This is a genomic window from 'Nostoc azollae' 0708, from assembly GCF_000196515.1.
In the GTDB taxonomy this organism is placed as follows: domain Bacteria; phylum Cyanobacteriota; class Cyanobacteriia; order Cyanobacteriales; family Nostocaceae; genus Trichormus_B; species Trichormus_B azollae.
In genome coordinates, this window is record NC_014248.1 from 167,931 (window position 1) to 192,380 (window position 24,450).

Consider the following 24,450-nt stretch of genomic DNA (forward strand, 5'->3'; position numbering starts at 1 on the left):
TTTTGTCAATGCGTAACTCCTAAGAATTTGTTTTTCTCTTGTTGTCTTACTGTTATTAGGGTTGTTGTTGCATTGTGGCAGTTCTATTCTCGAACTATAAGACTCCAATTGAACTTTTGAAAGTTGCGTACACAAGAAGTTCCGTTATTGCCTATTCCTTATTCTCTGACCTAATGAGTAATTATGGCTTCACTTCCGGTCAGGGATACAGGAATGAAACCGGATTGTTATAGATATTGACGTTGGTATGCAGCCACACAGTTGTTAGGTTAAGCTGAGGATATATTTATCTTTTTAGTAGATTACACCCTGTTAAAGATTATAGGTAATCTTCCCGCAGGAACAGAGTAATATTAAAGAACATGAATCAAGCGTTAAGGTAGGTATCGCACATTGACATGGACTGGAAAGACATCAGAGGCAACTGGGTAATTATTCCACCCAAACCCATCGGTATCATCCATTTTTTGGGAGGTGCATTTGTCGCTACTGCACCTCACCTGACTTACCGTTGGTTACTAGAACAGTTGGCAGCTAAGGGATACGTTGTTATTGCAACGCCTTTTGTCAACACCTTAGATCATAGTACGATCGCACAATCTGTACTAATTAACTTTGAACGTACCCTAGAGCGATTACAGGACACGGGGGAATTACGGAAGCTTTATTTGCCAATTTATGGTGTTGGTCACAGTATGGGTTGCAAACTTCATTTATTAATTGGCAGCCTTTTCAAAGTAGAACGAGCAGGGAATATCCTCATCTCTTTTAACAACTATACTGCTAAGGAAGCCATACCCCTAGTAGAACAATTAAACTCCACTTTGGCAATTGAATTTACTCCCACACCTTTGGAAACTAACCAGCTTGTAGAAGAACGTTATCACATCAGGCGTAACTTATTAATAAAATTTAGTAATGACAATCTTGATCAATCAGCAGTTTTAACGAAAATTCTACAAAATCGCTTTCCAGAAATGGTGACAACACAAACTCTTTCTGGAAATCACACCACACCATTAGGTCAAGAGATTAAATGGCAACCAGGAAATTCTTTTACTCCCTTGGATGCTTTAGGGCAATGGTTTAAGCAAGAGGTATATCGGGATTTAAACCAGCTAAGAAAAATCATCCTTTTATGGCTCAATCCTCTTGCACTGACATAATAGCCCAAGGGATATTTAAAGGCGAGTTTTTCAGAAAATGTTATTAGCTTCAGAATTCTGAATTCTACTAACATATTACTCATGACTGCATTTACAGTGTATTGCAGGTAAGTGAAGTAGAAAATTTAGTACCAAAGCCATGTTTAAGAAGGGCTGTGTTACTGATTTTAAACCGCTCCTAGATATTTTTATTTCTGCATAAAAAAATATGAATTGTGTGCGATATTTATTATGTTTCAAATTTTAGTAATTGATGATGATTATTCAATACAAATATTCCTAAAAAGGATGTTGGAAAAACAGGGCTATGAAGTAATTACTGCCAGTAATGGACAGGAAGGTATTTTACAGGCACTTGCTTGTCCTCCAGCCCTAATTATTTGTGACTGGATCATGCCAGGTTTAACAGGGATAGAAGTCTGCGATCACATTAAAAAAGATCCCAATTTATCCACCACATTTTTTATTTTATTAACATCCTTAGATTCAGTAGCTGATCGTGTCAAGGGACTAGATGCAGGTGCTGATGATTTTATCTCCAAACCTATAGAACAAAATGAGCTTCAAGCTAGAGTTAGAGCAGGATTACGTCTACATCAGTTAAATCGAGATTTACAAAGCCAAAAATTATTATTAGAAACAGAACTAGCAGAAGCAGCAGAATATGTAAAATCCCTTCTACCTTTACCTATGTCTGCACCTATAGCTATTAATTCTCGATTTATTCCTTCTCGACAACTGGGAGGTGATTGCTTTGATTATTATTGGCTTGATTCTGATTATGTGGCAATTTACCTATTAGATACTGCTGGACATGGACTCAGAGCAACTCTTCCCTCTATTTCTGTATTGAATCTACTTCGCTCTAGGGCGCTAAAAGGACTTAATTATTATCAACCTAGTCAGGTTTTAACAGCTTTAAATGATACTTTTCAAATGAATTATCAAAATGATAAATATTTTACTATTTGGTATGGGGTATATGACCGTATCAATCGCCAATTAACTTATGCAAGTGCTGGACATCCACCAGCAATATTAGTTTCTGGAAAATCCCCTGCTACTACAGAATTAAAACTATTGAAAACACCTGGTATGCCAGTGGGGATGTTTCCTGAAGCAAAATATGTAGATAGAGCTTGCAGGATTGATAACTTCAGTAGCCTTTACATTTTTAGTGATGGTGCTTATGAAATTACTAAATCAGATGGGACTCTTTGGAATCTAGACGGATTTATTCAGTTGCTAGTTAGTTTACAACATTCAGTTGATTACCAACTTGAACATATCCTGAATTATTTAATCAATTTAAACTCCAAAGAAGCCTTTGATGATGATTTATCTATCCTACAAATTAAGTTCGATTAATTCTTAGCTAATAAAATCTGATTAAACTCATCTTTGCTGGGAAATATTTCAAATATCTCAGTCATACTAGTCAATTCAAATATCATTCTCACTTGATCGTTAATGGAACAGAGAACCATTTTTTTGCCAGCATCCCGAAGTGTTTTAAAAGCCAAAACTAGAGTTCCTAAACCAGAGCTATCCAGAAATGTAATATTTTGACAATCTAATAACACAATCTCAGCGCCACTTTCCAGAATTACGGTAATCGCTTGCTGAAACTCTGATGAGGTTTGGGCGTTTAAATTTTTCTTAAGTGTAAGAACTTTAACCTTTTGATTCATGATTAGGTTACTCTGGTTGATATCAATAGACCTCTTGTAGCTAGTATATACCAAACTAGAAAATTTATAAAAAAAATCCTTTCTAAACTATGTGAATTTTTTAGGGGAAAAATATCATCAGCTAATTATAAATTAGCCAATAAAGAATTTCTTGAAAATGGTTAGATATGAACTTATAAATAATAATTTATAGCTAGTATGATGAGCAACCAATCAAAAATCCTAATTCCGTTTGTGCCATTAGTATTGATATCAATCACCAATTAGAGGCGATTCACCTTAGCTCGATGGAGTAGTTTTTCACCCTTGCGGTATCCAATATAACATACTTTAACTATTTCTCCTGGTTGTGCTACTCCTGCCAGTAGTTCATGTAATTGGGGATTATAAGGTATTTCTGATCCCACAGAGGCGATCGCTTCCACCCCCCAAGCCTGCAATAATTGATCAAGAGGCTTTTCCACCAAAGGCAGTATTTTCACCGCCTCTAGCTGAGGATTTTCTCTAGCTTTCTGCGCTGCTGTCGGCCAGAACAACAATAAAGACTCCAAGATTTCCAAACCTGATTCCTGAAACTCCTGCTGTAATAACTCTTGCTGTTGTTGGAGCATCAGCACAATTCGCTCGTACTCTCCTTTTAAATTTGTATTTTCTTGTACTAGATCTATGCCAGTATTTATACTTTGAGTTAAATTTCGAGTATCGACTGTTAAATTCAACACCTGGTAATCAGAACTCGCATCTGAAAAATTTGCTGCCAATTCACTCAATGATAGTTGTAAGACTTTGGCTAACTTCAGCAAAACTTCCACTCGCATTTGCTTTAGCTTTCCCCTCCGCAATTGCAGAATTTGGCGTTCTGAGACACCAGCCGCAGCACTTAGAGATTTAAAACTGGAAATACCCACACATTGCATTAAATTTTGCAACTTTTGAGTCAAATCATCATCGGGCATAAAATATAATATGGAGCCTAAGGCACCGTCACCTAACTATACCCCATTTTTACCAAAGCTAGGGTGTATGGTGTATAGGGGTAAAGAAAAATTATTTGATTAAATCAACATCTTCCTCAATACCCAAGTGGTTTAAAGCCTAGATCCTTCACTTCGTTTAGGACGCTTCGCGATTTATTGATGGGGATACCCCACACCCTTCTTAAAATCTTTAATCTTTCAACAAACTTCTCAACATCCGAGCAGTTTTTTCATAAACCTGCATTCTTTGAGTTAATAAGTCTGCACTGGGTTCATAACGATGACAACCACAAAAGCCATAATAGCATCCATCGACTTCTAGGATATCTATAGGTTATTGCTGACCAATTTCCGCAATGGAAGCCATTAAAAATACTACTTTTTGGGGATCGTTCTGACGTGGTAATGGACGTTGAATTTGATTTATGGGAATTTCTTGAATCTTCACCATAGGACTTTTGTTGATTATTTTTGTTTTATGTCCTAAATAAATCATAGTCGATATGACTCTATTTTGTAAGTAACGGATCTTAAACAGGTAGTGATATCATGGAAATGGTTACGCGACACAAAAAACGCTACAAATCAGAATCTGCCCCGAAGCCTCACCGTGGGAGCAAAATCGAGTTTTCATGAACACTTTTTTTTGGCCTTCTGCCTACAAGATACTGACAACATTATGTTTATTGGGACTGACTGCTGCATCAAGTCGTGTGAACAATAACCAAGATGTGGAACTCAAAATTGGCATTGTTCAGCGATTTGGAGCGACACCCACAGCCAAGGTACAATTGACACCAAATCAAGGCGATCGCTTGCAGTTAAAATGGACAGTAGGTAATCAGCCACAAACACTGGTGACAGCCAACCCCGTGCAGCTAGAAACAGTGATGGAAACCTTACCTCAACCAAAAATACAAGAGGTAGTCGTTTTGGGAGATTTCCCCACCTTTGAAACAGCGGAAGATAGTTCCAGACACTGGCGTTCTCAGGGCATAGAAGTGGAAATAGCCCAACCCGAACGCTGGCAAGTATGGGCGAAACGAGATGTTTATAGCACGCCTTTAGTAAGGCGATTGTTCTTACAAAGCATACAGGTATCAGGACAAAAACTCCCCTACCTATATACGCAAATACTCAAACAAGTACCGCGAGTGAGTTGGGAAATCAAAGGTAAGCGATATAGCCAAAACTATTTAGAAATAACCACAGGCAAAAACCTAATTCGGGTGAATCAAGGCGGAAAAACAGGTAATACCCGTCTTTTTGCAGGGCGGATAAATTTGCAGCCCAATGCTTACGGTACTTACTCCTTAGTAAATAAAGTGCCTTTAGAAACTTATTTGCGTGGAGTGTTGCCTTACGAAATTGGCACGAGTGCGCCGAAAGCATCCTTGGAAGCCCAGGCTGTTATTGCCCGTACTTATGCTCTTAGAAATTTACGTAGATTTGCTATTGATGATTACCAGTTATGTGCTGATACACACTGTCAAGTTTATGATGGACTCAATGGAGTAGCGAAGACAACAGATCAAGCGATCGCAGCTACAAGGGGAATGGTACTAACTTATAATCAAGAATTAGTAGACGCACTCTATTCTTCCACTACAGGTGGAGTCACCGCCTCCTTTAGCGATGTCTGGAATCGTGAAGATCGTCCTTATCTGCGGCCAGTAATAGATGCGGCTGTGAATATTTGGAACTTATCGGAAAAAAGTTTAGCACATGAAAAGAACTTCCGACAGTTTATTAACTTGGAAAAAGGATTTAATGAAAGCACCTGGGATGTTTTCCGTTGGCACAAACAAACCAGCTTAGAAGATATTACCAAGGACTTACAGAAATTTTTGCGCCTGAAAAAAAGTCCCTATGCCAAATTGAAAACCGTTGAGGCCTTAGCTGTAACGAAACGCAGCGACAGTGGCAGAATTTTGGATATGGCGGTGAAAACGGATATCGGCGTTTTTACCCTGCATAAAGATGAAGTTCGCAGTGCCTTCGCTGCTCCCTGCAGCACACTGTTTTATTTGCAACCTATCAACAAAGGTAAACCAGATGTGTGGGGATACGCCTTTATTGGTGGTGGACTAGGACATGGCGTAGGCTTGAGTCAAACAGGCGCTCAAAATTTAGCCAAGTTAGGTTGGTCAAGTGTGAAAATTCTCCACTTCTATTATCCTGGTACTCAACTTCAACTGCTCAGTAACGAGATTAAGCCATTCTTGAACAACTAGTACCACAGGGTGGAAGTCAAAAGGTTGCCCTTTTGACACTCTCATATATCTAAGGCTAAAGCCACTAAGCTTTACGCTTAGCGAGTGAGCCTGTAAAAACGGGGGTCAAAAGTCACAATGAATACGGCATGAGCTTTTCAGCGATTTGGAATGGTTGGTTTACACCGTACGGTACCAGCGCAACTCGTAATTCGTAAAAAAACAATGGGGAGGAAATGGAAACTACCGCTTTGCTCCTCCCCTGGGTTTTTCTCCAGAAATATGGAAAAAGATACAGCAGATTGCAGATCAATGAGGTACAGAATCTAAATTGAAACCTAGACAGCAAGAGAGTTTTACTCCTGACTCCTGACTCCTTACTCCTGCTGTATTTTGTATTAGACCATATTACTAACTGGCGTGTCATTGTCAAGGCACGCTTATTAATACAATGCTGACACTATTAGTTAGTAAAGTTCTTCTTCTTTGTGAGTTTCGATTACCAAATCCGAAGATGGGTATGCAACACAGGTTAAAACATATCCAGCTTCGATTTGATCATCGTCTAAGAATGATTGGTCAGATTGATCAACTGTACCAGAAACTAATTTACCTGCACAGGTTGAGCAAGCGCCAGCACGGCAAGAGTAAGGCAAGTCAAAACCTGCTTCTTCAGCAGCGTCTAGGATATAAACATCATCGGCAACTTCTAATGTTTCGTTGAAATTCTCAGCTTTGTTGATTAATGTGACTTTGTAAGTAGCCATTAGTTATCCTCTTCTTGTGCAAAGGGCAGTATAAGTTATCCTAAAGCAAAGCCCACAGCTAGTCCTGTAGAATCAGCCGCTGGTTTAAATTTGCTTCAGTTCTGATACTACGGGAAAAACTAAACCTTATAACCGAAAATTGAACACGATTAGTAATGAAATTTAGTTACTTATTTACAATAAGTTTTAGTTATGTAAGATCATCAACGCGATAGATGTTGAAAAAATTTTTATGGGTACTAGTGTAATTAGGTGACAGGGAACAGGTGACAGGTGACAGATGAAATTACTCTCTCATCCTCCTCATCAACCCACACCCTCTTTTTGGTAGAATGCGTATGACATTGATGACACTGTAATTGATTCAGTGGTGGCACAATTAACTCTGTCCATCTAAAAACCCAACAAACAGAACTGCTGAACATCATGTATAATTCCAATGCACCTTTGGCAAATACAACTATGCGGGTGGGTTTAGTTGGTACTGGGTCTGCGGCAAAACTCCGGGCTGAGGCATTGCGGCAAGATACACGCGCACATTTAGTAGCAATTTCTGGACATACTTCCGAAAAAACAGCAGCTTTGGCTCAAGAATATCAAACTGAGGTGATGAATTCTTGGCAAAAGTTGGTGGCACGAAAAGATTTAGATTTAGTTATCATATCCACGGTTAATCGAGATCATGGTCAAATTACCCGTGCAGCCCTTACTAGTGGCAAGCACGTTATTGTTGAGTATCCCTTGTCTGTAGATATTAAAGAGGCTGAAGAATTAATTGCTTTAGCCAAAGCCAAAAATAAACTGCTGCACGTCGAACATATTGAACTTTTGGGCGGTTGGCATCAAGCCTTAAAACAATATTTACTCCAACTTGGTCAGTTGTTTTATATCCGCTACAGCACAGTCAAACCTGAACATCCAGCACCAAGGAAATGGACTTATAACCATGAGCTTTTCGGCTTTCCTTTCATTGGCGCTCTTTCTCGCTTACATCGGCTCACAAATTTGTTTGGCAAAGTTTTAACGGTGAATTGTCACCAGCGATATTGGGAAACACAGTCAGATTATTACCAAAGCTGTTTATGCGTCGTTCAATTGTACTTTGCCACTGGGTTGTTAGCCCAAGTTATTTATGGTAAAGGTGAATCCCTTTGGCAGTCAGAACGGAAAATGGAAATTAATGGTGAAAAAGGGGGATTAATTCTGGATGGTGACACAGGAATTTTGGTTCAGCCAGAGGAAACAAAGTTGATTGAGGTGAGTGGTCGTCGCGGATTATTTGTCAAAGATACAACAATGGTATTAGACCATCTTTTGTATGGTACTTCTTTGTATGTCACTCCAGAGCAAAGCTTGTATGCCCTAAAGGTCGCAGATGCTGCACGTAGGGCTGCGGAAACAGGTTTAACTATTTTTTTAACAAAAGAGTCCTAAATGAAAACCGAACCAATAGTTATTTTATCCCAGCGAGAAATAGAAAAAATGCGTCGGGCTGGACGTTTGGCAGCGAAGCTGTTACAACATTTAGAACCTTTGGTAAAACCAGGGGTCAGCACCCTCCAACTCAATGATGAAGCAGAAAGGTGGACGCAAGCACACGGTGCGATAAGCGCACCTCTGGGCTATAGGGGCTTTCCTAAGTCAATTTGTACTAGTGTAAATGAGGTAATTTGTCACGGTATTCCTAATGCTAAACAAATCTTGAGGGAAGGTGACATTATTAATATTGATGTAACACTGATTGTAGATCGTTATCATGGCGATACTTCCAAAACATTTATTGTTGGTGTATCTTCTCCCAAGGTACAGAAGTTGGTGAAAGTGACAGAAGAGTGTCTCTGTTTAGGTATTGTGGAGGTGAAACCAGATGCAAAGATTGGAGATATTGGGGCAGCTATTCAAGAGTATGCTGAGGCTCAAGGTTTTTCTGTGGTGCGAGATTTTGTGGGACATGGCATTAGTAATATTTTCCACACTGCACCAGATATTCCCCATTATGGAATTAGAGGCAGGGGTAAGCGTTTGAGACCGGGGATGGTGTTTACGATTGAACCTATGATTAATGAAGGAACCTATGAAGTGGAGATGTTGAGTGATGGTTGGACTGCAGTAACACGCGATCGCAAACTTTCCGCCCAATTTGAGCATACTATCGTTGTCACAGAAGATGGGGTGGAAATCCTGACTTTACCAGAAGGACCCAGTAATCATGGAAAAACCTAAACATGAGCGTGGGAAAACATCCCGACGTGGTTTTTTGGGACAGGCACTGACTACAGCCGGAACAGTTATAGCTCGGCGGGGGGTACGTGGTGTGGGTGAAATAGGGATTACAGGTGTTTCTGGTGCGATCGCTAGTGCCATTTATCATGCTATAGGTAAACCCATGGGTGATCTACCTATAACAGCTGATAAGTTGTTGTAATACAAGACTTTGCAAGTTCAGGACTGACACAGCTGGCACATTAGTAGGGTGCTTCAGATTTTAAAATCTGTTTATTTGCTGGATTTATAGAGTCTGAAGCACCCTACAACAAGAATTGATGAAAAAATAGGCTGAAAACCGCATATTTAATTTTCACCAGATGATTCACAGTCCACAACACCTAACCGTAATTCAAGCCGCTGGTATTTGGTGGAATCATAGAAAGTTCCTCGGTGCATTACTTGTGAGTTATCCCAAAAAACAATATCTACTGGCTCCCAAATATGAGAATACACGGGAGTACATTGTAAAACAGTCTCAAATAAATTTTGCCAATATTGCTGTGCTTATTCTCGTTTATCTTCCATACACATTTTATTTAACCACATTTTCTTTTCAGAATCAGCTAATTTGAGTGAAGATGTAGGAGCAACAAAATTAATTAAGACCCACCATCAAGACGTTTTTAGTATTCGGTTTCCTTCAGGTGCAATTGATATTGATACGCCACAAGATTACTAAAAACTTCAAGGATATTGAAGAAAGAGGTACACAAGGGCAGGCAGGATGCCTACCCCAGAAGACCTATGTTATGAAGATGTGTACTTAATTTACTTGCAAAGTTTTGTAAATAATCTGTAAAGAGAAATATCCCTGATTTATTGGGAAAATTGAGGATATGATGATTTGCATTTACATCCAACTTGGCAACAGAAGATTATTCCTGATTTAAAGAAAGTATTTCCCCATACTCAAATTATCGCTACTACTCACAGTCCTGAAGTTGTGACAACTGTGAAGCCAAATCAGGTATGGATATTAGAAGATTATCAAATAAAACAATATCGCGAACCTACTAAGGGGAGGAAAAGTTCAGATATTGTTAGAAATATTTGAGGGGTGAGTGAGTTAAGACCAGATACAGAAGAAACAAGAACACTCACACTTTAAATCAGGAATAATCTTCTGTTGCCAACGTCTTTTTGAAGCAATTGATAATGGTCAATTAGAGGAAGCAAAACGCCTACGTCAAGAACTACGACACTGGGAATCATTTGATCCAGATATGACTATAGCGGATATCCAGATCTGTCACTTATAACGGAGGAATGCAGTGTGAAAAATGTGCTGAAATCTCCAGAACCGGAGGAACTTAAGAATTATAAGTTACAATATTCTTCACAATTCAAAAGATGGAAGCATTTAAAAAGTAATCGAATGACATTCAATGCTGTTCTGCAAACTTTAGTGGCTGATCAAAAAGGACTTTGTGCGTATTGTGAAATGTCTATTCACGAAAACAATCGCTCTGTTGATCATTTTATTCCTCGTAAACAATCCATCAACAAAAGAAAATAATTATGATTTAGATTGGCAAAATATGTTGGCTATCTGTCTTCCACCAGGTGGTTTAGAACATGATATGATGATATGGCAACCTCAAAATTACCCCATGATTCACCATGTTGTGGTAAAAAAAAGGATGATTTTATCCCTGATAGTAGATTATTAAATCCTCTGACTTTACCAACATCAAGTTTATTTAAATTCAGTAGTAAGGATGGTGAAATTAGAGCTAATGAAACCGCCTGTATAGCGGCTGGGATTCCTGTTAAAAATGTTCAGTTTACTATTGACAAGCTTGGTCTCAATATTCCACGATTGAAGGATCAAAGACTTGTTGTGATTGATAAAATCAATAAAGAACTTGATGATGAGACTTTTGATATAAATGATCTAGAAGAAAAAGTTGCAGGAGAATATTTTGATGATGGTACAGGAAATTGGCCTCGTTTTTTCACAACTCTTCGCTGGGTTTTAGGTGCAGGTGCTGAAGGACACCTTACCATCAAAAGTTTTTGGAAAGCTTTAGCTAATCATCCTCCGACTCTGCGACCCACTTGGGAAAACCTCAAGGAAATAATGGCAGATCCTGGGGAAATAGATCCATTGATGCGGGAATTAATTTACATTGCTGTTAGTGTGACAAATGGCTGTGAATATTGCATTGCTTCACACTCAGCGGCGGCACTTAATAAGGGGATCACTCATCAAATGTTTGGTGAACTGATGGCTATTACTGGTGCTACCAATATGATAAATAGGTTTGCTAACGGTTATAAAATTCTATAGAATTCCTGTTGATGAAATATTTAAGCAGTAGTAAATAAGTCAACATAATTCAATCTAAAACCCACACTAGTACCGCCGTGAATTCAAAATGCTTCTTTCAGAAGAGGTACGCTAACAAAATTCAACATGTATACGGCGTAAGCTTTTCAGAGATTTGGAATAGTTGGTTTATTTACACCGTACTGTACTAGATACCCAAATTTCTTTGAATATTCGGAAATATGGGTATTACGTTTTTTTAGTTGAGTATTGTTTATGATGTTGAGCTTTCGGTAAAATATATGGATGTGATCGCTCAAGGATGGATAATGGCAAAACACGCTACACTTCTGTTTGGGATTGAATGGAATCTTTTGTGGGAAAGTCCATTGGACGATGTACGCACTTCTTTGAACATCATCCTCCCAACTAGCTAAAAGCTCAGTTTTGCCAAGTTTATCTACCCAATTTATTGGGAATACCTTCACAACCACCAGGAATAGTCCGTCTGGCTTCTTCTCCACACCAAGCACAGCAGTATTGACGGGTTGATTCGGACATCCGTTGTGCGTTTCTGAAATCGGCATTTTCCACAACTGCGCCGGTGTGTTCCCCTGTTTCATAGTTGGGTGGGTTGTTGCGACTGCGGGGTGAGGCTTTTTCTAATGAACCATAAAAGAAACGCACTCCATTTAAATCGCTATTGTTGAGATCCGCATCATATAAGATAGTGCGGGATAGGTTGGCTTTGACTAAATCACAACCGCTGAGATTAGCACGGACAAGATTCGCTTCGCTTAAATCAGTCCAGCGTAAATCAGTGTTCGACAGGTCTGCACCTGCTAACATTACACCTAAGTCAATGACGCGCACACCTTCTAAAAGGTCTTCTGCGTAGCCACCGATACCGTCAAGAATCGCTCTACCTAAACGACGATCGCGTTTTAATGGTGTGAGTAATTTTGAACGGGAGAGAAAACGGAGAATTTTGGCTTTACCACTACCATCTACACTACTAAAAATTGCGGCAGTTCGTCCTTCTGCGATCGCTCTTTCTTGTGGCCAGTCTTCTAATAATCCCTCTTCGTCCAGTACCAAGTCAGAAACACCTTGGAAATAAGAATCTATTGTTTGCTGTTGGGTAATAATATTTTGTTGTACTGTCAGCAGGTTTTGTTGAATAGTTAAGTCTTTAGAAATTACATATTGTCGCCAAGCTACGTAAACAGCGATGATAGCTATGGAAATTTGCCCTAAAGCGCCAAACCAATCTGCTAAAGTACCCGCAATATCCCAGTTAATCTTGCTTCCCCAGCGGAGTAGTCCATTTTCGACACCAGTAAACCTGAATAAGCCACAAATTGCTACTAATAAGCCCGTCAAACCCACCAAAACTGTTCTTTCTTGGGCAGAAAACCATTCTTGAACGACGTCTTGCAACCAAGGTAAAAGTATAGCCACAGATAACACCAAAGTTGTGAGAGTTCCTAAAATGCCCAGAAAGGAGTTATTAATAGCAATACCAATAAAAGTGAGTGCGATCGCTAGTAGAGTAAATAATAATGCTCTAGGCTTGACAGCAAGTTGATGATGAGAAATGTCTTTAAAACCAGATGTCGCTTGTTTGAGAGCATTTGTATGTTGGGGAGATTGTAAAGAAGAAATTGCTGATAAGGCTTGTTGTGCGGCCAAACCTTCTGAAGTTAGTCCATTTTCACTTGCATCAAAATCATCTGGCTGCAAGTCTTTATCTATATTCGTTTCTGGCTTTGGTGGATGAGAAGAATTAGATGCAATCGTCATGCTTTCTATTTTTCAATACTTGATATAATTTTAGATTTTAGATTTTAGATTTGTAAAGATTCAAAATACAGAATCTAGAATAGCCTTTTACTCCTGAATCTTTCTAAGATTTAAACTTTTATCAATAAGTCAGGAGTAAGTTGCACACTGCTGCTAACTATTGACTCCTGAGAAATTCTTCGTAAGTAAATTTATTTTTTATGGACAAGGAAACAAGGATTTTTTAAGCTAGTCCCACTAATTTGGCACTTAGTTCCCACAGACGCTCGGCTTTATCTTCATCACTGGCTTCGTTGGAAACTTTTTGCACGAAGGATTTACCATTTTTTTTCTGTCTATTTCCCCAACTCCAATACATACCAGATTGATTGTATGCAGGATCAGCAACTACTTCTGCTACTCTCTTACCAGCTTCCTCTTCTGATACAAACCCACCAGTGATGTACTTCTGGAAGATGGGGAAGAGTTTTTGGAATAGTGGATAATGGTCACGGAATAAGGCTGTTGTTGCTACACACCCCGGATAAAGAGAACTAAAGGTGATACCTGTTGACTCATGATAGCGTCGATGCAGTTCTCGCATGGTCAACACATTACAAACTTTGCTATCTTTATAAGCTTTTACTGGTTCAAATTTCTTACCATCAATCATGCTGTAAGGCGCTTTGAATCCTGCTTCAAAACCCTTTAAATCTCCCAAATCTGGACGGGGGGGAATTTTTCCTCCTAACTCATTGGGGTTGTGTGTCACTGTTCCCAAAATCACGAGTCTGGGTTCTGAAGCGGATGATTTTTTCAAATCCTCTAACATCAAATTACACAAAAGGAAATGGCCAAGGTGATTTGTAGCCACGCTTAACTCATATCCGTCTGGACTCCACAAAGGTTCTTTGATTAAAGGCATATAGATGGCAGCGTTGCAAACCAAGGCATCTAATGACCTGCCAGTGGCTCGAAAGTCCTTCACAAATTGTCGAACACTGTCTAAAGAGGCTAAGTCAAGATGGATGATTGTGTAGCTGCCCTGTCGTATTCCCACAGATTGGGCTGCTTCTTCTGCTTTTGAGAGATTACGACAGGCCATAACTACCTGCCATTGACCAGTTTGGGCTAGAGCTTTTGCGGCTTGCAAACCGACACCTGAAGATGTACCTGTAATCACAACCGTTGACTGTCGATTTTGTTCCATCTCTGTTAAGACTTTATTTGAATGTGGTTTAGCTTTGATCAGAAAATAGGCTGAATACCCAGTAATCAAACCCTAAAATCTCAAAAACTTTTGAGGGTTAAATGTCGTTTAAAGCTGGGATTTAGCTTGTTTCCCGCAGGGTAAGCCAGTTGAGGGCTAAAGCTCTCAGAGATTTTATGGTATCATGAATTGAATCACCCAAAGGACGTGAAAACCCCGACAAATGGATAGAAAGGCCAAATAGTCAAGGCATATTGCGGTTAAATTTCAACGTACTGTACCAGTGACTAATCACTGTTCTCTCATCAAATTTCTGCTTATTATCAATCAACTGGGTTAGATGGGAGTGATGTAGCAATCCAGAATCATTGGTGAGAAAATACTGAATTCATTAAAGATAACATAAATACCAAATAAATTTGTGTTTTGTAGCTGAAGTGGTATATTAAGGGTAATTCATAGCTTTCAGTTCTGTTTTTATAAGTTACAAATGCAGTAACAGTATTTTCTCATGATTGATTTAGGATTAGTATAGGAAGGATTTTTATAAAAAAAGGTACAGCCTGTGCAAATTAATTGATTAATTTTACCTAAACATGATATCATAGGTATGATTTAAGAAAAGGTTCTCCAAATCTTCATCTATTCCTGAATAAAATAAAAGATAATTAATAATAGTTTAGTTGATTTTGATACGATTTTTGAGATTCAGAAAGTCATAACATAATAATATATATTAGAAATTTTGTAGGTGCAGTATGGTTGTGAGGCGATGCTTTATTGCCTGGGGATTTATCAGTTTTTTGATAATTGGCTGTGGTGATTTGACAATATCATCAACAGATATTACCAAGCAAGTTGTAAAAGAAAGCAATGTTAATCAACTGCTGACAGAAGTAGAGGATAGCCAAAAAGCTAAAACTTTATTGAATCAGGGCAATTATCTTTTAGATACCAATCGCTACAAAGAGGCTTTGACATTCTATAATCAAGCGATCGCTATTAAAACTGACAATGTGGAAACTTGGGTGAACAGGGGAAATGCCTTGATAGCCTTGCATCGCTATGAAGAGTCTTTGGAATCTTATGAGAAAGCGATCACTATTCAACCGAATAAAAATGAAGCCTGGTATAATCGGGGAAATGCTCTAACAGCCTTGGAGCGTTATGAGGAAGCAGTTAAAGCATACAATGAAGCGATCGCCATTCAACCAAATAAAGATGAAGCTTGGATTAATCGAGGAATAGCACTGACAAAATTGCGTCGCTACAAAGAAGCTTTAGCCTCTTACAATCAAGCCATCAGCATTAAGCCAAATTTGCATCAAGCATATTATAACAAAGCTTGTAATTATGCCTTACAAAATAATGTAGAACTAACAATAGAGAACCTACAAAAAGCGATTCAACTTGTACCTGAAAAATACAGTAATTTGGCAAAAACAGACTCAGATTTCGATCAAGTGCGTGATGAGCAACAATTTCAGCAAATATTAGAATCAAAAGAATAGTTTATCAATAGCATTTACAGCGGTAAAATCGTAAGTATTCAGCTAATGCCTAACGGCACGCTACGCGAACAGCCGTCAGCAGTAAGCTTTTTCAGGCTAACGCCAAAAATACTTATTTGATAATTAACCAATTTCTCAAACATTCTGACTGCTGACTGCTGACTGCTGACTCCTGACTCCTGAATACTTACATACATAAAATCCGTGTTATTAGTTGGTGAAAATTATAGTTTTTAACTAACCACAATATCACTTAGATTTTAACACATTTAAGGACGTTCATGTAGAAACCAATGATCAGTTTTTAATAAAGCACAAGCATATTCTGAAAGAGAAATACTAGGTACAATTGTTGTAGAAGGTGCAATAGTTTCTTGTTCAATTGCTAATTGAAAAGCTTCCTTAAAAGTTTTGGGTTTATTTTTGACCGTTATTTGTAACATAGTTCCATCATGACATATTAATTCCATACCAACCATATTGTTCATGCCAATATTTTAACATAGCCATTACCTTATCACTGCCTATATAACTAGCCCCATACCAATGCAGATAAGCCAGTATTTCCCAATAATTTTGAACTCTCTTGCTGTCTAGGTTTCAATTTAGATTCTGTACCTCATTTATCTGCAATCTGCTGTAAGTATCTCTTGTAATTGATATTAGTTAGATTAGTTAGAAAAGCAGGCTTTGCCTGCTATTAAGAATCTTTCACAGTTTTCAGCTTTTACCTGATAATTAACCACCACGCTTTAGGGCTAATTCAACACGATCAAACTCTAACTCTAGACGGTTTTTCAGTTTTTCAGGGATGGGACGGTTGGGGTAAGAACTATAGTGTCCAGCTAAGGAATTGAGTGCTGTTCGCATAGTTGTAAAAGAATTCAGACCAGAAACAGAATTAACTCTCTGATAACGAGCAGAAAAGTCATTGATTTTTTGACGTGCTTCTGCTTGGAGTGCTGCTTTATTTGGATCTTCTGGTGATACTTCTATGGCTTGTCTTAAAGTGTTGACTACAGCTAAAGTATCTTGACGATAATCTCCTGACAAGCCATCAGGAGTTCCAGAACAACCCATTAAGCCAAGGGTGACAACTAAAACCAGTGCCAGCAGACGCGACCAATAATGTTTCATATCCATTCATTAAAAACAATATGTAAATCAACGTCCATCCTATCTTGGATTGGGATCAGTCAGTTATCAGTTATCAGTAGTTGTTCTCCGCCATCTTCCTCATCCCCCTAATCCCCCCACACCCTCATATAAGGTATTCCGTTGCTGGTAAGGTCTATTTAGGGATGCGATCGCACTTTGTAGGGTTTCTACTTCCATGCACGTACCACCAATAGCCCCGGCCATGGTGGTAATGTGTTCTTCCATTAATGTGCCACCAATATCGTTACAACCCCACGTTAAGGCTTCTGTTGCACCAGCCAGCCCTAATTTTACCCAACTTGGTTGATGATTAGGTATAAAATTTCCTAAAAATATCCGCGCTACCGCTGTTAATAAAAGTGCGTCAGCTAATACTGGTTGATCTCTTCCCACTCGACGACGTAAGGATTTTGGTGCTTCTTGTCCTACGAAGGGTAAGAGAATAAATTCTGTGATTTTAGCAGGATATCCCTGTTCTATTGCCGTTTGTTGGAGCGATCGCAATTTCTCTAAATGTCCAATTTGCTGTTCTGGCGTTTCAATATGCCCAGATAACATGGTACTAGTAGTAGGAACACCTAATTTATGTGCCGTACTGACAATTTCTAGCCAAGTAGCAGTATCAATCTTTTCTCGACACAATACCCTTCTGACTTCATCATCTAACACCTCGGCTGCTGTTCCTGGCATGGAACCCACACCCCCATCCCGCAAAGCTGTAATTACCTCAGTGTATGAAATTCCATCTAATCTGGCAATAAACTGGACTTCCTGGGGAGAAAATGCGTGTATATGTAACTTAGGGAACTTCTGTTTAATAGTTTCTACTAAGTTAAGGTAATAAGGCAAAGATTTACCATTGATTTGTGCTTCTGGGTACAATCCGCCTTGCATACAGATTTCTGTCGCACCCCGACGCACCGCATCTGTAGATTTCTCCAAAATCTGCGCCCAATTTAACCAGTAAGCATCGGTATCACCATCATCTCGCCGAAAAGCACAAAAACTACAGTGCTGTTCACAAATGTTAGTAAAATTAATGTTACGGTTAATTACGTAAGTAACAGTCTCACCTGCTTGTTTTTGCCTCAGTTGGTCAGCTGTAACCCTAATAGAATTTACAGCCTGTGGGTCAGTTTGCTTTAATAAAACTACTGCCTCAGATGGTGATATATTAAACCCTAGCAGCGAACGATCAAGAATAGTATCCACAGTTATATTAGTCACACTTCACCAAAATTGTATTAAGCTATGAATAAATTAAAAGCCACAGCACCATTATTTATAATCTTGTCAGGTGTGATTTTTTCTTTATATCTACGGTCACAAGTTCCAGATGACATTTACTTTAGTAGTGATGGTGGACTCAAAGCATTGTTAGCTAAACAACTTAGTTCTGGTAATTTACGTTTTGATCTAAACCTCCAAGTACCACCATGGGTGCATAATATCTGGGATAGTGGATTATATCCTTTTGAACCACCATTTAGCTATAAAATTTCTAATCTTTATTATATTACATTCCCATTTACATTTCCCCTAGTTACTGCTCCATTTTATGCAATTTTCGGCTACAGAGGGTTTTATATAATTCCTTTAATTTCTGCATGGATTATCTGGGTGAATTATTATCGTCTCTGTCAGTCTTTTAAACTTGATAATTTCATGATTTCCCTGGGTTTAATAACTCTTATTTTTGCTTCTCCACTCACTATGTATAGCGGTATGTATTGGGAACATACACTGGCAGTAGCTTTAGCATTTAGTGGGTTAGTTATGATATTTTCCGACAGAGAAAATCAATTTACAAACAAAGCAGCCATACTGAGTGGCATGTTAATTGGTTTATCAGTCTGGTTTAGACCAGAATTTCTAGCTCTAGTAGCTATTTTGATCATATTAATAACTGCTTCATTTATAATGAAGTTCGATTTAATTACAATCATCAAAAATAAGAGAACAATATTTCTGGCGAGTTTAATATTAACAATATTATGCTTCTTTATATTGAATAAAATCATCTATAATAATCCTTTGGGCGCTCATGCCTTCCAAGTGGTAGAAAATTTTTCATTATCAGACAGACTATTAAAATCATGTAGGTTTTTTAATGAACTCAAAAACAACTTGCTCAAACATTTCCCGATCATATACTTTGGATTGGCAATTTGTTTCATTTCTATATTCAAAACTAATTTGAGATTAAAAACTGCAAGCAAACAAATATTACTCATATCGTTTTTATTTCTGTTGATAGTGCCGATACTTATTCCTAGTGATGGTGGTAAACAGTGGGGATCACGATTTTTATTAATTATAATCCCATTAGTTAATGTCATAGCTATATCTGGTTTGGAGAAAACATGGAGAATTCAACAATTTGGCATCAGATATATTAGCACAGGAATTTTAGCTGTACTATTTATCTTGGGATTCAATATCAACATAATTGAAGGGACAGAAACCTCCTATCAAAAAGACAAAAAAGAAAATATTGAACTTCTTGATTTCTTACGTAAAGATAGTAATAAAATTGTAGCTGTAGCTAATCAATATGTTGGACAAAGTTTTGAAGCCACCTTTAAACAGAAAATATTTTTTCTTACTAAAAAACCTGAAGATCTAAGTAAATTAGCTTTAGCATTAAATGAACAAGGATATAAAACATTCCTGTATGTATGTCCTTTTTATGATAAATGCTTTTCCTCTCCCACAATACCTGATCAAGTCAAATTAGTAAGAAAGCAGAAAAGATTAACAATTCAACTAAGAAAGATTAAAGAAAATAAAAGATACAGAATAGAAGAAGCCACAATTTTTTAAAAAAACAAATTAATATAAATAATGAAGACGAATTTACCCAGTAACTACCTGAAACAGATATTGTCTGTAGAAAAATTATCCCTGATTGCGATTGCAATAGCAGTCATAATCAGAATTATCAATTTAGGAACTAGAGAATTTTGGTATGATGAAGTTTTATCATTACTACTTTCTACCAGTCAAAATGGGGTTTACAAAACTCCTGGAGATGCACCAGTAATATTAGCAGAATATACATCCTTATTAAGCTTGCCCAAGGAAGTAAGTTTAGGAAATGTTATCCAAACTATCACGCTACTAATTAAAAGTCTCTTGGGTGGAGAACCTCATCCACCAATATTCTTTTTAAGTCAACATTTTTGGTTGCGGCTTCTTGGCAATAGGGAAGCAGCTATGAGGAGTTTAAACACTTTATTGAGTGTAGTTTCAATAGGTGGCGCTTATGGTTTAGGGAAATTTTTTCTAGGACATCGTGGTGGACTTTTTTTTGCAGCACTTGTAGCTATTAGTCCATTTTATTTATTTCATTCCCTCAATCTCAGAATGTATGCACCTCTAGTACTATGGGTAATTCTCAGTACATGGTCGTTGCTATATCTAATTGAACAGCAAAATCCTGACATTAGTCAAGGTTGTCCCAGTAAGTTGTTATGGAATGGGCTTTTAATTATTTCTATTACTGCTGGTTTGATGACTTTTTATTTATATGCCTATTGGCTAATAGTTTTAGGAGTATTGGTACTTTATTTAGATAGAAGAAATTCGTTTCAACATGCTTTACGCTTAGGTACTGGAGTTTTATTAACCATACCTTGGGTATTATGGGGGACAATTAAACAACTTCATAACGCTGACTTAGATCGTTTTGGTAAAGCCAAATCTACATTACCTCCCTTGTTAAGACATTTACAGGATTTTACTAATACTTTAGGTACTGATATATTGATAGGGGACTGGGCAACTAGTTTAGATCCTATTATCATTAGTTTATCTGGTTGTTTAGTAATCTTGGTATTTGTTGGGTTTAGTATTCATCTGTGGAAACAAAATGAAAAACAAAAGTTAGGTACAGTTTTAATATTAGGCATTTTACCGATATTATTAGGACTGATAGTAGATATTGTTACCAAAAAATTTACCTTGGGTTCTGGCTTCGGTAGAACTTTCATCATTATGCTACCTGGCTGTTTATTATTAATCGCTTTGTGGGTAGAAAAAGCAGTTTCTAAACAATGGTGTCTCCTGGTAACTGGTGGAATATTACTAATGTACCTAACAATTAGTATTGGTGATTTAAGTTTGCGACATCGCTCAGTTTTTCGTTCAGTTGCAGAATTAATTGCCAAAGATGTAAATAAGCCAACTTTAATTGCTATGAACTCGAAAGCTTGGGGTCATGTAAACCGTTTAGCTTATTATATTCCTACTGATTATCCAGTCATGTTGTTATCTGACTACCCCGGAGATTTAGCAACTCATTTAGAAAAAGTTATCAAGGAAGAACCAGGTCGATATGCTCGTATTATTTGGTTAAATAGCGGTGATCCTTTGTGGTCACCTTTGAAAACAGAAATGGAAATAAAGCGGAAAGAACAAAAAACAGAACAGATTTTATCATCTGAGTTTCAATTAAAAGAAACAAAGAATCTTTCAGGTACAATGAAGCTTGATGAATTTACAGCCAAGCTTTACACAGTCTCATCCAAAAATTAAACACTGCAAAACAAAAGTATGAGGTGTGATTTATCTTTGTTAGATTGCAGGGAACATCCCAAATGTGTAAGTTTATTTTTATCTGACATTTTTTAATAAAAGATGTATTGTGCTAATAATTAAACTTTATACATGTAATCCCGCAATTAGAAATTTACTAACTTTATGAATGCAAACTCATCAAACTCCCTATTAGTAGTTCCCACTGGGGCATTAAAGATTTCCGAACATCCACTTACTGATTTCCATAGAGACAATCCCATTCTGTTATCTCTGGTGATTCCTACTTATAAAGAGCGTAATAATATTGAGAATATCGTCAATATCCTCAGTAGGTTGCTGGATGAAGCTATCCCTGGTAATTATGAGCTAATTATAGTTGATGATGATAGCCCGGACTTAACTTGGGAACTAGCACAATCTCTACTTCCAGATTATCCGCAGTTGCGGGTGATGCGTCGTCAAGAGGAATGGGGACTATCTTCAGCGGTGATTCGTGGTTGGCAAGTTGCCACAGGGCGTATTTTGGGTGTGATTGATGGAGATTTACAACATCCACCAGAAGTGTTAATACAACTGTTGCAGAAGATAGAAGAGGGGGCAGATTTGGCTTTAGCCAGTCGTCACGTAGATGGCGGTGGCGTGAGTAGTTGGACTATAATCAGGCGCTTTTTGTCTCGTGGGGCGCAGGTTTTAGGTTTGATTATTTTACCTGGTGTATTGGGTAGAGTTACTGACCCAATGAGTGGTTATTTTATGGTGCGTCGGAGTGCGATCGCAGGTGCAACAATGAATCCTGTAGGGTATAAAATTCTCCTAGAAGTGATTGGTCGCGGACAAGTTAGAGAAATTGCTGAAGCCGGTTATATCTTTCGTGAACGTACTGAAGGCGAAAGCAAGGTAACGTGGAAGCAATATGTAGAGTATATTCAACACTTAATCCGTTTACGAGTATCTACTGGACGGTTAGGCAAAATTAGTCAAAAAGTTAATTTCCCCGTTGGTCGATTTATCCGCTTTGGTGTAGTGGGATTCAGTGGGGTATTTGTAGATATGGCAGTGCTTTATTTACTCAGTGACCCTTCAACTCTGGCTTTACCTTTAACGCGGAGTAAAATTATTTCTGGTGAAGTTGCCATTTTCAATAATTTTTTATGGAATGATGCGTGGACATTTGCGGATGTTTCCATGCAACAAAAAGGTTGGAATCAAACAATCAAACGGTTTTTGAAGTTTAATGTGATTTGCTTGGCAGGATTGGTTTTAAATGTAGTTGTTTTGAATATAGTCTTTAATTTATTGATTCCTAATCGGTATATTGCCAACTTAATTGCGATCGCAGTTGCTACAATTTGGAATTTCTGGGTTAACCTGAAACTAAGTTGGCGGGTAACTGATGTGAAATAGTCGATTTAACCTTTTCTATTAGTCTGCATATAACGGTAAATTACGGCAATATTATGGGCATTATCAATACCTCTGTAATGTGTGCCTTTTAATTCCATTCCTAAATGTTGCAAGGCTTGTGCCATGCCAAATTTATTATATACACCCAAATATTCAGAAAATTGTTTTTTGATATTTCTGTGTTCTGGACCAAAAGGATATGGGATATTATGAAACTTGCAATATTGTAAAAATTGCGTTTTATCATAATTTCCCCCAGGACAAAATATATCATTAGGAAATGAACTCATCCACTCTGCCAATTTTGGCATCACTTCTGGAAATTGAGGTGCAGTATCAACTTGTTTTTGAGAAATAGTCGTTAAATTTCTCCAGAAATCTGTCAAAATAGGATTTCTCACAGGTTTAATAAATTGTTGAAACTCAGAATCAATTTCCCAGGTTTGGCGATTTAGTATCACTGCACCAATTTCAATAGTTTCCATTTCGTGACGGTAAAATGTATGCTTATCAGAGCAAGTAGCTTCCAGATTAATGACCATGAAATAGTGATTCAGAAAAAATTAAAATCTAGATGAAAACGGTTTTAGCCAATTAAGTAAAATAGCAGTATCAAGAACAAAAGCTGCTAAAACAAACCAGAAAATACTTTCTCCAGCTAAGATCAAAAAAGGCAAAAGTGTATTATTTAGATTCCAGCCAAATTCTATCTGGTTTAATCCCCGCACCAAACCAAAAGCAAGTGCAGCAGAAGATTTGAGTTGGGGATTTTTATCTACGTGGATGATATAGCGGTAAGTGACACCAAATAGGAAACCAGAGAGACCTGCAATTCCAGCACTCAGCAAAATTGTAAATTAATTAGCTGAAATTGATTAATATTCAGTATCGAAAAATACTGATTCAGCAGCAAACCATTAACAACAGTAGTGATTAAGAAAGCTAAACCAGCAGATAAACCACCAATAAGCCCTGCTTTAAGAGATTCTAATCGTTCTTCTGCAATCATTTCCATAATCTAGCCCAACCTCGCATCAACACCATTGAGCAATCAACCTCCTTTTCCCAGTATGATAAACATTAGAGACCTTTTGTAATTATTTGAAAAGTAGAACTATGATTTTGACACTGGGATGGGTATCACTTTTGGTTGTGTTCACATGGTCGATTTCTATGGTAGTTTGGGGACGCAACGGACTATAGAGGAATCGTGGAAAGTCCATATTTGATTATTTTGGCTTTGATGGCCATAGTGCTGCTAGTAGGAGTCACTGGTGGTGTAGTTTATTTAACACTAGCAGACTGGCGTGATCGCCGTCGTCGAGAAGACGAAACCCGCGAACTTAAACGCAGCACTGCCAAACGACGCTGATTTTGTACAGCAAATATCAGCATGTTTTATGGCTTAAAAAACCTATTTGTGGGGATGGGATTGAGAGCGTATCCCCACATATTCATATTATACAAACATAATACACAAACCAATATTGAATAT

29 protein-coding genes and 3 pseudogenes are annotated in these 24,450 nt (G+C 37.9%); 16 read left to right on the forward strand and 16 right to left on the reverse strand.

The window, feature by feature from the left end; all coding sequences use genetic code 11:
- The first annotated feature begins 398 nt into the window (after nucleotides 1–398).
- Together AAZO_RS00810 and AAZO_RS00815 are read left to right on the forward strand one after the other, a co-directional pair.
- Nucleotides 399–1,166, forward strand: a complete 768-nt coding sequence (locus tag AAZO_RS00810) for a DUF1350 family protein (RefSeq protein ID WP_013189824.1) — start codon at nucleotides 399–401, stop codon at nucleotides 1,164–1,166.
- A 231-nt stretch (nucleotides 1,167–1,397) separates the two neighbouring features.
- The gene (locus AAZO_RS00815; RefSeq protein WP_013189825.1) at nucleotides 1,398–2,534 is read left to right on the forward strand and encodes a PP2C family protein-serine/threonine phosphatase; all 1,137 of its coding nucleotides are present in this window, start codon (nucleotides 1,398–1,400) and stop codon (nucleotides 2,532–2,534) included.
- Here AAZO_RS00815 and AAZO_RS00820 read toward each other — a convergent pair.
- From AAZO_RS00820 to AAZO_RS00830, 4 genes and pseudogenes are all read right to left on the reverse strand, one after another.
- On the reverse strand, nucleotides 2,531–2,857 hold the full coding sequence (locus tag AAZO_RS00820; protein WP_013189826.1) for an STAS domain-containing protein: 327 nt from the start codon (nucleotides 2,855–2,857) through the stop codon (nucleotides 2,531–2,533). The two genes, AAZO_RS00815 and AAZO_RS00820, sit on opposite strands and share 4 nt — an antisense overlap.
- A 263-nt stretch (nucleotides 2,858–3,120) precedes the next feature.
- Nucleotides 3,121–3,813, reverse strand: a complete 693-nt coding sequence (gene grpE / locus AAZO_RS00825) for a nucleotide exchange factor GrpE (RefSeq protein WP_013189827.1) — start codon at nucleotides 3,811–3,813, stop codon at nucleotides 3,121–3,123.
- 211 nt (nucleotides 3,814–4,024) lie between these two features.
- Nucleotides 4,025–4,108: pseudogene (locus tag AAZO_RS34685) on the reverse strand (DNA starvation/stationary phase protection protein); the annotation flags it as partial.
- A pseudogene (locus AAZO_RS00830) lies at nucleotides 4,106–4,285 on the reverse strand (ParB N-terminal domain-containing protein); the annotation flags it as partial. The pseudogenes AAZO_RS00830 and AAZO_RS34685, both read right to left, overlap by 3 nt.
- Nucleotides 4,286–4,466: 181 nt before the next feature.
- Here AAZO_RS00830 and AAZO_RS00835 point away from each other — a divergent pair.
- Entirely contained in the window at nucleotides 4,467–6,068 is a 1,602-nt protein-coding gene (locus tag AAZO_RS00835) for a SpoIID/LytB domain-containing protein (RefSeq protein ID WP_013189828.1), read from the forward strand.
- A 446-nt stretch (nucleotides 6,069–6,514) separates the two neighbouring features.
- Here the strand turns inward: AAZO_RS00835 and AAZO_RS00840 are convergent, their stop codons facing one another.
- Nucleotides 6,515–6,814 (reverse strand): ferredoxin, encoded by a 300-nt coding sequence (locus AAZO_RS00840; protein WP_013189829.1) that lies wholly within the window; start codon nucleotides 6,812–6,814, stop codon nucleotides 6,515–6,517.
- A 426-nt stretch (nucleotides 6,815–7,240) separates the two neighbouring features.
- Here AAZO_RS00840 and AAZO_RS00845 point away from each other — a divergent pair, with 426 nt between their 5' ends.
- The 3 genes from AAZO_RS00845 to AAZO_RS00855 are packed head-to-tail and all read left to right on the forward strand — an operon-like array spanning nucleotide 7,241 to nucleotide 9,239.
- Nucleotides 7,241–8,248 carry a Gfo/Idh/MocA family protein gene (locus AAZO_RS00845; protein WP_013189830.1) on the forward strand — a complete coding sequence of 336 codons (1,008 nt, stop codon included), beginning with the start codon at nucleotides 7,241–7,243 and terminating at the stop codon, nucleotides 8,246–8,248.
- Nucleotides 8,249–9,037, forward strand: a complete 789-nt coding sequence (map, locus tag AAZO_RS00850; protein WP_013189831.1) for a type I methionyl aminopeptidase — start codon at nucleotides 8,249–8,251, stop codon at nucleotides 9,035–9,037. It begins immediately after the preceding gene.
- The gene (locus AAZO_RS00855) at nucleotides 9,024–9,239 is read left to right on the forward strand and encodes a hypothetical protein (RefSeq protein ID WP_041639010.1); all 216 of its coding nucleotides are present in this window, start codon (nucleotides 9,024–9,026) and stop codon (nucleotides 9,237–9,239) included. The genes map and AAZO_RS00855 overlap by 14 nt, the downstream gene beginning before the upstream one ends.
- A 146-nt stretch (nucleotides 9,240–9,385) precedes the next feature.
- Here the strand turns inward: AAZO_RS00855 and AAZO_RS36215 are convergent.
- Nucleotides 9,386–9,559 (reverse strand): annotated as a pseudogene (locus AAZO_RS36215) (TauD/TfdA family dioxygenase); the annotation flags it as partial.
- 367 nt (nucleotides 9,560–9,926) lie between these two features.
- On the opposite strand from AAZO_RS36215, the gene AAZO_RS36220 reads away from it, so the two are divergent.
- From AAZO_RS36220 to AAZO_RS34690, 4 genes are all read left to right on the forward strand, one after another.
- Entirely contained in the window at nucleotides 9,927–10,136 is a 210-nt protein-coding gene (locus tag AAZO_RS36220; protein ID WP_041639018.1) for a hypothetical protein, read from the forward strand.
- A 219-nt stretch (nucleotides 10,137–10,355) separates the two neighbouring features.
- On the forward strand, nucleotides 10,356–10,598 hold the full coding sequence (locus AAZO_RS00870; protein ID WP_013189833.1) for an HNH endonuclease family protein: 243 nt from the start codon (nucleotides 10,356–10,358) through the stop codon (nucleotides 10,596–10,598).
- Nucleotides 10,599–10,670: 72 nt separating this feature from the next.
- Nucleotides 10,671–11,372, forward strand: a complete 702-nt coding sequence (locus AAZO_RS43130) for a carboxymuconolactone decarboxylase family protein (RefSeq protein ID WP_013189834.1) — start codon at nucleotides 10,671–10,673, stop codon at nucleotides 11,370–11,372.
- Nucleotides 11,373–11,614: 242 nt separating this feature from the next.
- Nucleotides 11,615–11,788, forward strand: coding sequence for a hypothetical protein (locus tag AAZO_RS34690; RefSeq protein WP_187289574.1), 174 nt, complete (start codon nucleotides 11,615–11,617; stop codon nucleotides 11,786–11,788).
- 19 nt (nucleotides 11,789–11,807) lie between these two features.
- On the opposite strand, the gene AAZO_RS00885 is transcribed toward AAZO_RS34690, so the two are convergent.
- Nucleotides 11,808–13,154, reverse strand: a complete 1,347-nt coding sequence (locus AAZO_RS00885) for a pentapeptide repeat-containing protein (protein WP_013189835.1) — start codon at nucleotides 13,152–13,154, stop codon at nucleotides 11,808–11,810.
- Between the two features lie 223 nt (nucleotides 13,155–13,377).
- Nucleotides 13,378–14,343 (reverse strand): protochlorophyllide reductase, encoded by a 966-nt coding sequence (locus AAZO_RS00890; RefSeq protein WP_013189836.1) that lies wholly within the window; start codon nucleotides 14,341–14,343, stop codon nucleotides 13,378–13,380.
- A gap of 758 nt (nucleotides 14,344–15,101) precedes the next feature.
- Between AAZO_RS00890 and AAZO_RS00895 the strand changes: the two genes are divergently transcribed.
- Nucleotides 15,102–15,854, forward strand: coding sequence for a tetratricopeptide repeat protein (locus tag AAZO_RS00895; RefSeq protein WP_013189837.1), 753 nt, complete (start codon nucleotides 15,102–15,104; stop codon nucleotides 15,852–15,854).
- A 38-nt stretch (nucleotides 15,855–15,892) separates the two neighbouring features.
- On the opposite strand, the gene AAZO_RS34695 is transcribed toward AAZO_RS00895, so the two are convergent.
- From AAZO_RS34695 to cofH, 5 genes are all read right to left on the reverse strand, one after another.
- The gene (locus tag AAZO_RS34695; RefSeq protein WP_187289681.1) at nucleotides 15,893–16,051 is read right to left on the reverse strand and encodes a hypothetical protein; all 159 of its coding nucleotides are present in this window, start codon (nucleotides 16,049–16,051) and stop codon (nucleotides 15,893–15,895) included.
- 72 nt (nucleotides 16,052–16,123) lie between these two features.
- Entirely contained in the window at nucleotides 16,124–16,342 is a 219-nt protein-coding gene (locus AAZO_RS00900; protein ID WP_013189838.1) for a DUF4253 domain-containing protein, read from the reverse strand.
- Nucleotides 16,305–16,418, reverse strand: coding sequence for a hypothetical protein (locus tag AAZO_RS43135; RefSeq protein ID WP_144031374.1), 114 nt, complete (start codon nucleotides 16,416–16,418; stop codon nucleotides 16,305–16,307). The genes AAZO_RS00900 and AAZO_RS43135 overlap by 38 nt, the downstream gene beginning before the upstream one ends.
- 174 nt (nucleotides 16,419–16,592) lie before the next feature.
- Complete coding sequence (psb27, locus tag AAZO_RS00905) at nucleotides 16,593–16,991, reverse strand: photosystem II protein Psb27 (protein WP_041642284.1); 399 nt, start codon at nucleotides 16,989–16,991, stop codon at nucleotides 16,593–16,595.
- Nucleotides 16,992–17,090: 99 nt separating this feature from the next.
- Entirely contained in the window at nucleotides 17,091–18,239 is a 1,149-nt protein-coding gene (cofH, locus tag AAZO_RS00910) for a 7,8-didemethyl-8-hydroxy-5-deazariboflavin synthase subunit CofH (RefSeq protein ID WP_013189840.1), read from the reverse strand.
- Between the two features lie 24 nt (nucleotides 18,240–18,263).
- Between cofH and AAZO_RS00915 the strand changes: the two genes are divergently transcribed.
- From AAZO_RS00915 to AAZO_RS00925, 3 genes are all read left to right on the forward strand, one after another.
- Complete coding sequence (locus AAZO_RS00915; protein WP_013189841.1) at nucleotides 18,264–19,835, forward strand: LA_3751/LA_3752 family putative glycosyltransferase; 1,572 nt, start codon at nucleotides 18,264–18,266, stop codon at nucleotides 19,833–19,835.
- 21 nt (nucleotides 19,836–19,856) lie between these two features.
- On the forward strand, nucleotides 19,857–21,548 hold the full coding sequence (locus tag AAZO_RS00920; RefSeq protein WP_013189842.1) for a glycosyltransferase family 39 protein: 1,692 nt from the start codon (nucleotides 19,857–19,859) through the stop codon (nucleotides 21,546–21,548).
- Between the two features lie 165 nt (nucleotides 21,549–21,713).
- The gene (locus AAZO_RS00925; RefSeq protein ID WP_013189843.1) at nucleotides 21,714–22,955 is read left to right on the forward strand and encodes a glycosyltransferase; all 1,242 of its coding nucleotides are present in this window, start codon (nucleotides 21,714–21,716) and stop codon (nucleotides 22,953–22,955) included.
- 5 nt (nucleotides 22,956–22,960) lie between these two features.
- Here the strand turns inward: AAZO_RS00925 and AAZO_RS00930 are convergent, their stop codons facing one another.
- The 3 genes from AAZO_RS00930 to AAZO_RS42035 are packed head-to-tail and all read right to left on the reverse strand — an operon-like array spanning nucleotide 22,961 to nucleotide 23,964.
- On the reverse strand, nucleotides 22,961–23,497 hold the full coding sequence (locus tag AAZO_RS00930; protein WP_013189844.1) for a 3'-5' exonuclease: 537 nt from the start codon (nucleotides 23,495–23,497) through the stop codon (nucleotides 22,961–22,963).
- A gap of 21 nt (nucleotides 23,498–23,518) precedes the next feature.
- On the reverse strand, nucleotides 23,519–23,803 hold the full coding sequence (locus AAZO_RS42030) for a hypothetical protein (protein ID WP_013189845.1): 285 nt from the start codon (nucleotides 23,801–23,803) through the stop codon (nucleotides 23,519–23,521).
- On the reverse strand, nucleotides 23,797–23,964 hold the full coding sequence (locus AAZO_RS42035) for a hypothetical protein (protein WP_338027007.1): 168 nt from the start codon (nucleotides 23,962–23,964) through the stop codon (nucleotides 23,797–23,799). The genes AAZO_RS42030 and AAZO_RS42035 overlap by 7 nt, the downstream gene beginning before the upstream one ends.
- A 107-nt stretch (nucleotides 23,965–24,071) precedes the next feature.
- Here AAZO_RS42035 and petN point away from each other — a divergent pair, with 107 nt between their 5' ends.
- Together petN and AAZO_RS34700 are read left to right on the forward strand one after the other, a co-directional pair.
- Nucleotides 24,072–24,158, forward strand: a complete 87-nt coding sequence (gene petN / locus AAZO_RS28140) for a cytochrome b6-f complex subunit PetN (protein WP_013189847.1) — start codon at nucleotides 24,072–24,074, stop codon at nucleotides 24,156–24,158.
- A gap of 7 nt (nucleotides 24,159–24,165) precedes the next feature.
- A complete protein-coding gene (locus AAZO_RS34700) occupies nucleotides 24,166–24,327 on the forward strand; it encodes a hypothetical protein (protein ID WP_013189848.1) in 162 nt (53 codons plus the stop codon).
- Nucleotides 24,328–24,450: the final 123 nt, after the last annotated feature.